11 protein-coding genes are annotated in these 12100 nt (G+C 53.0%); 3 read left to right on the top strand and 8 right to left on the bottom strand.

All coding sequences use genetic code 11. From position 1 onward, the window contains the following. Positions 1-183: 183 nt before the first annotated feature. The 3 genes from NC856_RS11830 to yfbV form a co-directional block, all read right to left on the bottom strand. On the bottom strand, positions 184-840 hold the full coding sequence (locus NC856_RS11830; protein WP_264090632.1) for a sugar phosphatase: 657 nt from the start codon (positions 838-840) through the stop codon (positions 184-186). Positions 841-861: 21 nt separating this feature from the next. After that, on the bottom strand, positions 862-1356 hold the full coding sequence (locus NC856_RS11825; protein ID WP_264090631.1) for a YfbU family protein: 495 nt from the start codon (positions 1354-1356) through the stop codon (positions 862-864). Between the two features lie 164 nt (positions 1357-1520). After that, positions 1521-1976 carry a terminus macrodomain insulation protein YfbV gene (yfbV, locus tag NC856_RS11820; protein ID WP_264090630.1) on the bottom strand — a complete coding sequence of 152 codons (456 nt, stop codon included), beginning with the start codon at positions 1974-1976 and terminating at the stop codon, positions 1521-1523. 430 nt (positions 1977-2406) lie between these two features. Here yfbV and ackA point away from each other — a divergent pair, with 430 nt between their 5' ends. Together ackA and pta are read left to right on the top strand one after the other, a co-directional pair. Beyond that, entirely contained in the window at positions 2407-3609 is a 1203-nt protein-coding gene (ackA, locus tag NC856_RS11815) for an acetate kinase (RefSeq protein WP_264090629.1), read from the top strand. A 90-nt stretch (positions 3610-3699) separates the two neighbouring features. Beyond that, positions 3700-5823 carry a phosphate acetyltransferase gene (gene pta, locus NC856_RS11810; protein WP_264090703.1) on the top strand — a complete coding sequence of 708 codons (2124 nt, stop codon included), beginning with the start codon at positions 3700-3702 and terminating at the stop codon, positions 5821-5823. Between the two features lie 123 nt (positions 5824-5946). On the opposite strand, the gene yfcD is transcribed toward pta, so the two are convergent. The 5 genes from yfcD to eat form a co-directional block, all read right to left on the bottom strand. Next, a complete protein-coding gene (gene yfcD / locus NC856_RS11805) occupies positions 5947-6561 on the bottom strand; it encodes an NUDIX hydrolase YfcD (protein WP_264090628.1) in 615 nt (204 codons plus the stop codon). A gap of 73 nt (positions 6562-6634) precedes the next feature. Then, positions 6635-7186 (bottom strand): phosphodiesterase, encoded by a 552-nt coding sequence (gene yfcE / locus NC856_RS11800; protein WP_264090627.1) that lies wholly within the window; start codon positions 7184-7186, stop codon positions 6635-6637. A gap of 129 nt (positions 7187-7315) precedes the next feature. Continuing rightward, positions 7316-8113 carry an ethanolamine ammonia-lyase subunit EutC gene (gene eutC, locus NC856_RS11795; protein WP_264090626.1) on the bottom strand — a complete coding sequence of 266 codons (798 nt, stop codon included), beginning with the start codon at positions 8111-8113 and terminating at the stop codon, positions 7316-7318. Beyond that, complete coding sequence (locus NC856_RS11790) at positions 8110-9501, bottom strand: ethanolamine ammonia-lyase subunit EutB (protein ID WP_264090625.1); 1392 nt, start codon at positions 9499-9501, stop codon at positions 8110-8112. Before NC856_RS11790 ends, eutC begins: the two co-directional genes overlap by 4 nt. Before the next feature lie 78 nt (positions 9502-9579). After that, positions 9580-10965 (bottom strand): ethanolamine permease, encoded by a 1386-nt coding sequence (gene eat, locus NC856_RS11785; RefSeq protein ID WP_264090624.1) that lies wholly within the window; start codon positions 10963-10965, stop codon positions 9580-9582. Between the two features lie 505 nt (positions 10966-11470). On the opposite strand from eat, the gene yfcG reads away from it, so the two are divergent. Next, positions 11471-12097: a GSH-dependent disulfide bond oxidoreductase gene (gene yfcG / locus NC856_RS11780; RefSeq protein ID WP_264090623.1), complete on the top strand. Its 627-nt coding sequence runs from the start codon at positions 11471-11473 to the stop codon at positions 12095-12097. Positions 12098-12100 lie beyond the last annotated feature (3 nt).

The raw sequence follows: 12100 nt of genomic DNA, 5'->3' as shown, positions 1-12100 counted from the left end.
AGAGATAAAATGCCTGAAAAACATTGATGCAATATTTACTATTTCAATTTCAACGCCGCTTTTTAATGCTGCTTTGCTGCTAACCGTTAGGATGGCAAACAGGGATAGTCTGCCATAAAAAAACCTCGCAGATGCGAGGTTTGATCATCTTTAGTCACACTTTTGTCAGTCAATTACAAAAACTTATTGATCATGAATGATAATCGCCGCGTGCTCAGATTTTTCAATGCGGATCTGTTCCAGCGCATCTAAAACCAGGGCAACCTGATCCAGTTTCGGCGTATCCGAGGGAGCTTTTACCGCAATAACCTGACACCCCGCGGCCAGCCCGGACAATATCCCCGCCGCCGCATCCTCGACTACCACACACTCCGCAGGTTGCAGGCCCAGTTGCCGAGCGCCTAACAAATAGGCGTCAGGATGCGGCTTTCCCCTGGCAACCTGTTCCGCGGTAATAAACGCACGCGGAGCGGGCAATCCGGCGGCCCGGTGACGCGCGCTGGCAATCGGCACCGTCCCCGATGTGACAATCGCCCACGGAATGTCCAGTTCATCCAATCGCGCTAACAAGGCTTTCGCCCCTGGCATTTCGACAACGCCCTGCGTATCTGCCGCTTCAATTTTTTCCAGCGCATCGAACTCTTGCTGAATCGTCTCTTCGCTCTGTCCCTGAAGGAAATGACGCAGAGAAGTCATCGCCTGCTTGCCGTGAATAAAATCCAGCACTTCCTGTGGCGCGATACAGTGGGCCTTTGCCCAGTTAGCCCACGCGCGCTCCACGGTGGGTAACGAATCTACCAGCGTACCATCCAGGTCGAACAGAAAACCTTTACACTCCACAGAAAGCCCCTTTGCTCAGAATCAGGCGTTGATAATTTGGGTGATTTCGACCGCGCTCAAATGGTATTGACGCGGACAGGACTGCCAGATAGCCAGCATACGGATATATTTGTCCCACATCTTGGTCTGGGCATTAAAACCATGCGTACCCGCATCAAAATGCGGATAACGTCCTTCCACATGCACCATAAAGCGAACAAAACCGAGAAAGCGTGCTTCCGTCGCCGCATCAAATCCCAGAAACATCAAACGGCGTTGATCCAGATCCTGTTTATCTTTCAGATTATCCCATGACACCTGCAAGGCATGGTGCATTTCCATGATATTGATAATCGTGCGGCACACCTCTTCGCTCAATTCACCGAATTCACGATCCAATTCTCGCATCTGTAACCCATAACCTCGTTCGATAATGGTTTGCAGGCGGCGATAACGCTCCGCGTTTTCGGGATCAAGCATGGTCATCATTTTGTATTGATTTGAAAGGATCAATCTCTGGGCATTCGTCATTTCCATCGTGCTCTCCTGAACTTCATCCGGCGTACCGCCGATTACTCTGTTACTGACAGCACAATCGCATACTGAATCGTTTCGGGATAGCGTTAGCGGACTGTTTTTTGATTTAAAACAGCAGGGAGGAGAAAAATCGCCTTCCTCGCGCACCCGGTGTTGGATTCAGATCACAGATCGTCCAAAAAGGTTTTATCAAGCTGTTTGAACGCCCGCTTCAGCACATCGGCCAACGACTGGTAAGTCGGAGCTTCCTCCAGCGGCGCCAGCGCCATGCCGGATTCAAGCAACTTATGGCGGATATCATGGAACCAGTTCAATAGCGTAGGCGGCAACGGCGTCACGGAGCGGCGTCCCAGCCACCACAACCCTTGCATCGGCAAGCTACAGGCAAATAACGTGGTGGCGATGGCCGGACCAAGCTGCCCGCCGAGGGCAATCTGCCAGGTCAGGGTAAACACCGCCAGCGGCGGCATAAAACGAACGGCAAACTGTGTTGCGCGAGCGACACGGTTTTCGGGAAAGACGGGCGCCAGACGTTTATCAGCGGGCCACGTTTTCATATAATGCTGCCCACGTTGGAGTAACTGTAGCCAACTGATTCTACCGCTGGGTTTCGTTGCCATAGTCACACCTCAACTTTAAAGATAAAAAATAAAACTTTTGCACAAATCAACAACTCAATTTGACAAGGTTAAAATATATTTTGTGTTTGTCTGACGCTATCGGTATTCTAGAACGGCCTTTTGGCCGCTATATATACTAAAGTAGTATGACTACACGCAGGGAGTCCGCTCCCTCGATACAAATAAGCGTCGCCAACAGCCACAACGCGGTTATTTCATCGCTTTAATAAGCTGCGGCTTTATAGCGTCGATATTATGAACAGTATACTGTTCATTCAGTATCATGAATTAGCGATATCGACACTTTTTCATCGTCATATCCGGTGTATCGCACCAAGGTATGATGTTAATCATAAATGCCAACAGCGGTATGCGATACGCTGCCTTGATATGGCATTCTTTTCACCATGTATAACAAGTAGGTACTTCCATGTCGAGTAAGTTAGTACTGGTTCTTAACTGTGGTAGTTCATCCCTGAAGTTCGCCGTCATCGATGCTGTTAACGGGGAAGAATACCTGTCCGGTTTAGCCGAATGTTTCCACCTTCCCGAAGCCCGCATCAAATGGAAGATGGATGGCAACAAACAAGAAGCTGAATTAGGTGCTGGCGCAGCTCACAGCGAAGCGCTGAATTTCATCGTTAGCAACATTCTGGCGCAAAAACCAGAACTGTCCGCGCAACTGGTTGCCATCGGTCACCGTATCGTTCATGGCGGCGAGAAATTCACTCAGTCCGCGATTATCAATGCTGACGTCCTTCAGGGTATCAAAGATTCCATACCTTTTGCACCTTTGCATAACCCGGCTCACCTGATTGGTATCGACGAAGCGCTGAAATCTTTCCCGAAACTGGCTGATAAGAACGTGGCTGTCTTCGACACCGCTTTCCATCAGACCATGCCGGAAGAGTCCTATCTTTATGCGCTGCCGTACAACCTCTACAAAGAACATCACATCCGTCGCTACGGCGCACACGGCACCAGCCACTATTTTGTGACCCAGCAAGCGGCGGAAATTCTGAACAAACCGGTTGATGAACTGAATGTCATTACCTGCCATCTGGGTAACGGCGGTTCTGTGGCGGCGGTGCGTAACGGCAAATGCGTCGACACCTCAATGGGTCTGACGCCGTTGGAAGGTCTGGTGATGGGTACGCGCAGCGGCGATATCGATCCGGCTATCGTTTTCCACCTGCATGATTCACTAGGCATGAGCGTTGACGCCATCAATAAACTGCTGACCAAAGAATCCGGTCTGCTGGGCCTGACTGAAGTCACCAGCGATTGCCGTTATGTTGAAGACAACTACCAGACCAAAGAAGACGCCAAACGTGCAATGGACGTTTACTGCCATCGTCTGGCTAAATACATCGGTTCTTACAGCGCCCTGATGGAAGGTCGTCTGGATGCGGTGGTGTTCACCGGCGGTATCGGTGAAAATGCGGCAATGGTGCGTGAATTGACGCTGAAAAAACTGGGTCTGCTGGGCTTTGACGTCGACCACGAACGCAACCTGGCCGCTCGTTTCGGTAAAGGCGGCAATATCGCGAAAGACGGTTCCCGTCCGGCGCTGGTCATTCCGACCAATGAAGAATTGGTTATCGCTCAAGACGCCCTCCGTCTGACAGCATAAAAATGAACGTCAACACCGTCAGCCCAGGCTGACGGTGTTGTTTTGACTAACGAGCAACCGTTAAGAGGTTTAGCCGTGTCCCGTATAATCATGTTGATCCCAACCGGCACCAGCGTTGGTCTGACTAGCGTCAGCCTGGGTGTCATCCGCGCCATGGAACAAAAAGGCGTGCGCCTGAGCGTGTTCAAACCTATCGCCCAGCCTCGCGCCGGCGACAACACGCCCGATCAAACCACAACCATCATTCGCGCCAACTCCTCCATCAATGCGGCTGAACCGCTGCAAATGAGTCGTGTTGAAGCGCTGCTGAGCGCCAACCAGCAGGATGTACTGATGGAAGACATCATTGCCCGCTACCATGAAAATACCAAAGATGCCGAAGTAGTGCTGGTTGAAGGTCTGGTTCCGACACGTAAACATCAGTTCGCCAATGCGCTGAACTACGAAATCGCCAAAACCCTGAATGCGGAAATTGTCTTCGTACTGGCGCTGGGCAATGATTCCCCCGCACAGTTGAAAGAAAGTATCGAACTGGCCAGTTCCAGCTTCGGCGGCAGCAAGAATAAAAACATCACTGGCGTAATCATCAACAAACTGAATGCGCCAGTGGATGAACAAGGCCGTACCCGCCCTGACCTGTCTGAAATCTTTGATGATTCCAGCAAGGCCAACATTGCCAATATCGATCCGAAACAACTGTTTTCCAACAGCCCGTTACCGATACTGGGTTGCATTCCGTGGAGCTTTGACCTGATTGCCACGCGTGCGATTGATATGGCAAAACACCTTAATGCCCGTATCATCAACGAAGGGGATATTCAGACTCGTCGCGTTAAATCCGTGACGTTCTGCGCACGCAGCATCCCTCATATGCTGGAGCATTTTCGTCCTGGCTCCCTGCTGGTGACGTCCGCGGACCGTCCTGACGTGTTGGTTGCCGCTTGCCTGGCCGCCATGAACGGCGTGGAAATCGGCGCGCTGCTGCTGACTGGCGGTTATGAAATGGATCCCAGCATCAGCAAACTGTGTGAACGTGCGTTCCAGACCGGCCTGCCGGTGTTTATGGTTGACACCAACACCTGGCAGACTTCGCTCAGCCTGCAAAGCTTCAACCTCGAAGTACCGGCTGACGACCACCAGCGTGTGGAAAAAGTTCAGGAATACGTGGCTCGTCACATCGATACACAGTGGATCGATTCACTGAGCGCCCAATCCGAGCGTTCACGTCGCTTGTCGCCGCCAGCATTCCGTTATCAGTTGACCGAACTGGCGCGTAAAGCCGGTAAACGTATTGTTCTGCCGGAAGGTGATGAGCCGCGTACCGTTAAAGCCGCCTCCATCTGTGCTGAACGTGGAATCGCTCACTGCGTTCTGTTAGGCAACCCGGAAGAGATCCAGCGCGTTGCGGCGGCTCAGGGCGTAGAACTGGGTAAAGGCATCGAGATCGTGGATCCGGTTGCCGTGCGTGAACGTTATGTTCCGCGTCTGGTTGAACTGCGTAAGAGCAAAGGCATGACCGAAGTGGTTGCCCGCGAGCAACTGGAAGACAACGTGGTTCTGGGTACGCTGATGCTGGAACAGGGCGAAGTTGACGGTCTGGTTTCTGGCGCGGTTCACACCACGGCCAACACGATCCGTCCGCCGTTGCAGTTGATCAAAACCGCACCGGGCAGTTCTCTGGTTTCTTCCGTGTTCTTCATGTTGCTGCCGGAGCAGGTTCTGGTTTATGGTGACTGCGCTATCAACCCGGACCCAACGGCAGAGCAACTGGCTGAAATCGCCATTCAGTCCGCGGATTCCGCCCTGGCTTTCGGTATCGACCCGCGCGTGGCGATGATTTCCTACTCTACCGGCAACTCCGGCGCTGGCAGTGATGTGGAAAAAGTACGGGAAGCAACTCGTCTGGCGCAGGAAAAACGCCCTGATCTGATCATCGACGGCCCATTGCAGTATGACGCGGCTATCATGGCGGACGTTGCCCAATCCAAAGCGCCGAATTCGCCGGTTGCAGGTAAAGCGACCGTGTTCATCTTCCCTGATTTGAACACCGGCAACACCACCTACAAAGCGGTACAGCGTTCAGCCGACCTGATCTCCATCGGGCCGATGCTGCAAGGTATGCGCAAACCGGTCAACGACCTGTCTCGCGGCGCACTGGTAGACGATATCGTTTATACGGTTGCCCTGACTGCGATCCAGGCAACTCAGCTCTAACTGACCAACCTGTCGCCAAACAAAGCGCCAACCTTTCGGTTGGCGCTTTGTTTTTTGATCCGGGATGATGAACTGAATCAAACGGTCATGTTTGAACAACAGCAAAAGCGTTACAAAAAGCGCTTATTTCCCGGTTTCAGCCGCTTCGCTGTCACCAGGTGCCCGACGACTTTCAGGCTCTGCGTTAGCCGGCGTTTCGCGAACCACCGGTTTACCATAATCCTGCTCGTTGTAACGCGTTAACCACAGCGACAACGCTTTGAGTGAATCAGGGGTAAACTCGTCACAGCGTGCGGTGATCTCTTCCGGCGATAACCAACTGACTTCATCAATTTCAGCTTCCTGCAACGCAAACGGCCCATGCGTAACACAACTGAAAAGTCCGCCCCATACACGGCAATTCTCGGCTTCGTAATAAAACAGACCATGTTCAGCAAACGGCACGCCAGCAATACCAAGCTCTTCTTCGGCTTCACGCCGTGCTGACTCGAGCATCTGCTCGCCGCTTTGCACGACGCCGCCCGCCGTGGCGTCTAACCAGCCGGGATAAAAATCTTTGCTTTCGGTACGGCGCTGTACCAGGATCTTGCCCATGCCATCATGTACAACAATGTAGGTAGCTCGATGACGAAGACTCTGAGCACGCATCTGCTGACGACTCGACTGAGCGATTACCTCATTGTTTTCATTGACGATATCTACCCATTCAGTGCCTGCTGACTGACTTTGTTCCGCCATCCTCTGAAACCCTTTCTATTAGCGCGTTGCTACGCGCGTCTGTTTTAAATAATAGATTTTACTGACCGATAAATTAGTGCCTAATTTCTACCTGTGCAATAGGCTCGCCATCTGACAACGAAAGAACGCGCAACATATCATCTTCCAGTGTCCCATAGCTCGCCGGGTAGCCGCCTTTCGGCAGGCTAACCGAACCCGGATTAAAATGGTATATCTCCCCGCGTCGTTCGGCGACCGGGATATGAGTATGTCCATAAACCAGCACATCGCCAACATTTAGCGGCGGTAAGTTGTCAGGATGATAGAGGTGACCATGCGTCAGGAAAAGGCGATTTTTCGGCAATAGCACATGTTGCCAAGGCGCGGTAACAGGAAACGTCAGCAGCATCTGATCCACTTCACTATCACAATTGCCGCGCACCGCGATAATATGTCTGGCATAACCATTCAGACGTGCCGCCACTTCCGCAGGCTGGTAGTTGTCCGGCAACGGATTACGCGGGCCATGATTCAGAAAATCGCCCAGTAGGATTAGCCAGTCTGCGCCGCTATGTTCAAAGTGGCTCAGTACCCGTTCTGTCGCACTCAAAGAACCGTGCAGATCCGATGCAAACATCAACTTCATCGTTTATCCCCAACGTGTCGTCATTAACAATCGGGCCTAGTTTAACAAAGTTGGGCAAGCGGGCTTAGTATGAATTCAGTATAAATCACGCGACATTCGCCCCGCCCTCAAGTGCGTAACGACATCGGATCATTGACGCGATATCGGTAAAGACGGTGGCGGTGCAATCCGTCCTTGCAGCGCTGGGTTATCACTTTCATCTTTAAGTTGAACGCCTGATAAGCGGCGCTGAAAAGATTGCTCCAGCAGCCAGGCCAGCTTGAATGCCGCCTGAGGATAATCCAATCCTTCAGGACGAATGTTCGAGATACAATTACGCTCCGACTCAAGCCGACGGGTATGCGGTCCCCAGGTCATGTAAACACTCAGGCTGTCCGGCGACGATAAACCGGGCCGTTCGCCAATCAGGATCGCTACCGCTTTGGCCTGAATACATTCACCGATATCATCACCCAACGCGACGCGGGACTGATGGGCCAGCACGACGGGCGCCAAAGAAAGCCCCAACAGTTCCAGATACGGCTGTAGCGCCAGAATTAATGGCACGGCCTGCCGATGCACCGCTTTGGAAGACAAACCATCTCCGATTACCAACAGCAGATCCGCCTGCCGAGCGGATGAATTCATCAGTAATGTGCGACTTGTTTCCGACAGCCTGCGACCTAAATCCGGTCGGCACAGATACTGTTCCCGCGTCGGCGCCGCGCTGTGAACCGTCAGTGTTTTCAATCCGGCCTGCTCCAACGCATTCGCCAGCGTTTCGCTGTCAAAAGTCTGATGAACCGAATCCCGCGCCTGCGCATGGGCCATGCCGAATTTTAATAGCTCGCGGGTCGGCATACTCGCGCCGGTTCGCCCCAGCGCGATGCGCGCGGCGGTAAATTCACGCAGCGTCTCCCAGGGGTTGTCATGAATCACCTCACTCATAAACTCCCCTCCAGGTAGGGTTGATGTTGCAACAGCGGGTGTTGGCTGCTGGTGTCGCATAAGCGTCCCTGAGCATCAATGATGCGCATTTTCTCCAGCCATTCCCCGAATTCAGGCGCATGTTTCAACCCCAGCAACTCACGGATATAAAGCGCATCATGGAAGGACGTGCTCTGATAATTCAGCATGATATCGTCCGCGCCGGGCACCCCCATCAGGAATGTCAGCCCGGCATTGGCAAGCAATGTCAGCAGCGTATCCATGTCATCCTGATCGGCCTCGGCATGGTTGGTATAACACACGTCGCACCCCAGCGGAACGCCCATCAGCTTGCCGCAGAAGTGGTCTTCCAGACCGGCACGGATGATTTGTTTACCGTCGTACAGATATTCAGGACCGATAAAACCCACCACCGTATTCACCAGAAAAGGCGAAAAATGCCGCGCCACCGCATAAGCGCGGGCTTCACAGGTTTGCTGATCGACGCCATGATTGGCGTTCGCCGACAGACAACTCCCCTGCCCGGTTTCAAAATACATCACGTTGTTGCCCAGCGTACCGCGTTTCAGGCTTAACGCCGCCTGACGCGCTTCTTCCAGCGTCGCCAGATTAAAGCCGAAGCTACTATTGGTCGCCTCCGTACCGGCGATGGACTGAAAAACCAGATCGACCGGCGCGCCACGCTCCATCAGTTGCAGCGTATTCGTAATATGCGTCAGCACGCAGGATTGAGTGGGAATGTCAAAGCGACTGATCACATCGTCCAGCATATAATTCAGCTTTTCCAGCAGCGGCAGACTGTCGCTGGCAGGATTGATCCCCAACATGGCGTCACCGCTGCCATACAGCAACCCATCGAGCATGCTGGCGGCGATGCCTTTCAAATCGTCAGTCGGATGGTTGGGCTGCAACCGTACACTGATATGCCCCGCCAAGCCAAGTGTATTGCGAAACCTGGTGATCACCCGGCATTTCTTCGCCGCCAGAATCAAGTCCTGATTGCGCATCAGTTTACTGACGGCCGCCGCCATTTCCGGCGTAATGCCCTTCGCCACCCGCGCCAATAAAGCACTGTCCGTTCGCTCGCTTAACAACCAGTCGCGGAAATCCCCGACGGTCAGGTGCGAAATCGGCGCAAACGCCGCCTCATCATGTGAGTCCACAATCAACCGTGTGACCTCATCCTGTTCGTAAGGAATAAGCGTCTGCTGCAAAAAGGTCTTCAACGGCAAATTCGCCAGCGCCATGCGCGCAGCCATGCGTTCTTCCGCGCTTTGCGCCGCCACCCCCGCCAGAAAATCACCGGAACGGGCAGGAGACGCTTTCGCCATTAGCTCACGCAGATCGTGAAAACGATAGCTGCGGTGACTCAGCGTTGTCTGATACATCCATTCGCCTCGAACAGTAAGTGGCGACAGTCCGCAATCAGATAACGGACTGTCATTTTCAGAAAGAAAAACCGTGGGTTACTTAGACGCCGTCAACTGCGGATCAAACGCCGCCGTATCACGCGACGATCCAGTCAGACGGAACCAGCCATAACCCAACAGCATCATGGCCGCAAAAATCATCGCCAGCAGCGTGTTGTAATACACCATCGCAGCCAGGCAGATCACCGCCATCACCAGCGCGAACGCCGGCGCGAACGGATATAACGGCGCACGGAACGGACGCGCCAGATCCGGTTCGCTACGACGCAGTTTAAACAGCGACGCCATCGACGTGATATACATAACAATGGCACCGAATACCGACATTGTCACAATATTGGCGGTAAGCGGCTGACCGCCGATGGTCACCAGCGAATCGGAGAAGATCGCGGCGATACCGACAACGCCTCCCGCCAGAATAGCGCGATGCGGAGTACGGAAACGCGTATGTACGCGGGCCAACGGTTTAGGCAGATAGCCTGCGCGGGCCAGCGCAAAAATCTGACGGGAGTAGCCCATGATAATGCCGTGGAATGACGCCACCAGACCAAATAACCCCAGCCACACCAGCATATGCAGCCAGCCGCTGTTGCTGCCCACAATCAGCTTCATCGCCTGAGGCAATGGATCGTTGATATTCGACAGTTGACGCCAATCGCCTACGCCGCCAGCAAAAAGCATGACGCCGATCGCCAACATCGTTAAGGTCAGGATACCGCAGATGAAAGCGCGGGGAATGGTACGGCGGGGATCCTTGGCTTCCTCAGCCGCCATCGCCGCGCCTTCGATCGCCAGAAAAAACCAGATGGCAAAAGGGATCGCGGCAAAGATGCCGGAGAGCGCCGCCGAACTGAATTCATCAGAACCCGCCCATCCGCCGCTGGCGAAATTGCGCCATTCGAAACCCGGCGCAACCACGCCCATAAACACCAGCAACTCGAAGATCGCCAGCAACGTGACCAACAACTCAAACGTTGCTGCAATGCCGACGCCAAGAATATTGAGTCCCATGAATATCAGATAAGCGCTGACCGCCACCCATTTCGGATCCAATGACGGGAACTGCACATTCAGATAGGCGCCAATCGCCATTGAAATGGCTGGCGGCGCAAACACAAATTCAATCAGCGTGGCAAAACCGGCGATAAAGCCTCCGGTCGGGCCAAACGCGCGATAAGCGTAAGCGAACGGCCCGCCAGCGTGGGGAATCGACGTACTCAGTTCGGTGAAGCTGAAAATAAACGCGCAATACATCGCGGCAATGGCCAGCGCGGTGATCAGGAAACCTAATGTCCCGGCCTGCGCCCAACCATAACTCCAGCCAAAATACTCACCGGAAATCACCAGACCTACGGCAATGCCCCATAAATGGAAACTGCCCAATGTCCGTTTTAATCCCGGTTCTGCTTTATTGTTTTCCATCCTGCCATCCCCTGATATCAATATAATATCCAGGGATATTGCAAAGACTGTACCAGATGACCAGAAGGGCTGACCGCAGGCAACCTATTGATTCTTTCCCACGCCGCCGAATACGCTGCTGCTCCGTTTTGAGACATCCTGCTCCGCTATGCGGCAACTAATGCGTACTTTGAGGGCATTTCGCCAATGTACCAGCTAAATGTAACGCAACTTCCCGTCAATTCCCCACGCCATTTGGTCAAGATTAAGGCGATAATCAGCCTAATCGCCCTATACTATATGATTGACCCGACAGTAAACGATCAATGTAGGTGACAACCGTTGCCATCACTTACGCTTATGTTTCAGGAGGGAAAATGGTAGGGTAATTTGCCGACGATACAGAAACGCCCGCTTGACCCAATAGTACAGTTTGACGGAACATCGGCGTGATCAATCGTCACGCCATGCCACGGTATTTTTCTGAAGTGAAACGTTTTTCTGAAGTGAAACGGAGAAGCCTGTCATGATCGATCTTTATTACGCCCCGACGCCTAACGGCCATAAAATCACCCTATTCCTGGAAGAAGCCAATCTGCCTTATCAACTTCACCACGTGAATATCGGTACGGGTGAGCAATTCAGGCCGGAGTTTCTCGCCATTTCGCCCAATAACAAGATCCCAGCGATTGTCGATCACCAGCCAGCCGACGGCGGCGAGGCCATCAGTCTGTTTGAATCCGGCGCCATCCTGCTTTATCTGGCCGAAAAACACGACATTCTGCTCAGCAAAACGCTACGTGAACGCACCGCAACCCTGCAATGGCTGTTCTGGCAAATGGCGGGATTTGGTCCCATGCTGGGGCAGAACCACCATTTCAATCACTATGCCCCTCAGCCGGTTCCCTATGCGATTGAGCGTTACCAGCAAGAAACACAGCGTCTTTATCGTGTACTGAACAAACAGTTACAGGGAAAAACCTGGCTGGCCGGGGAACACTACAGTATTGCCGATATCGCGACTTACCCGTGGGTTGTCTCTTACGCTCGTCAACGTATCGATCTGGATGATTATCCGGCGGTAAAAAGCTGGTATGCGCGCATCAGCGAACGTCCGGCAACGGAACGCGCCTATAAGCTGGCGGAACAATGAAAA

Source organism: Brenneria izbisi, from assembly GCF_025840185.1.
GTDB classification, from domain to species: Bacteria; Pseudomonadota; Gammaproteobacteria; order Enterobacterales; family Enterobacteriaceae; genus Brenneria; species Brenneria izbisi.
This window is presented reverse-complemented; position numbering and strand designations above follow the sequence as displayed.

Excerpts from the sequence above, each read along its gene's own strand:
- NC856_RS11825 (WP_264090631.1), bottom strand. The coding sequence starts at position 1,356 with ATGGAAATGACGAATGCCCAGAGATTGATCCTTTCAAATCAATACAAA.
- yfbV (WP_264090630.1), bottom strand. The coding sequence starts at position 1,976 with ATGGCAACGAAACCCAGCGGTAGAATCAGTTGGCTACAGTTACTCCAA.
- ackA (WP_264090629.1), top strand. The coding sequence starts at position 2,407 with ATGTCGAGTAAGTTAGTACTGGTTCTTAACTGTGGTAGTTCATCCCTG.
- pta (WP_264090703.1), top strand. The coding sequence starts at position 3,700 with ATGTTGATCCCAACCGGCACCAGCGTTGGTCTGACTAGCGTCAGCCTG.
- yfcD (WP_264090628.1), bottom strand. The coding sequence starts at position 6,561 with ATGGCGGAACAAAGTCAGTCAGCAGGCACTGAATGGGTAGATATCGTC.
- yfcE (WP_264090627.1), bottom strand. The coding sequence starts at position 7,186 with ATGAAGTTGATGTTTGCATCGGATCTGCACGGTTCTTTGAGTGCGACA.
- eutC (WP_264090626.1), bottom strand. The coding sequence starts at position 8,113 with ATGAGTGAGGTGATTCATGACAACCCCTGGGAGACGCTGCGTGAATTT.
- NC856_RS11790 (WP_264090625.1), bottom strand. The coding sequence starts at position 9,501 with ATGTATCAGACAACGCTGAGTCACCGCAGCTATCGTTTTCACGATCTG.
- eat (WP_264090624.1), bottom strand. The coding sequence starts at position 10,965 with ATGGAAAACAATAAAGCAGAACCGGGATTAAAACGGACATTGGGCAGT.
- yfcG (WP_264090623.1), top strand. The coding sequence starts at position 11,471 with ATGATCGATCTTTATTACGCCCCGACGCCTAACGGCCATAAAATCACC.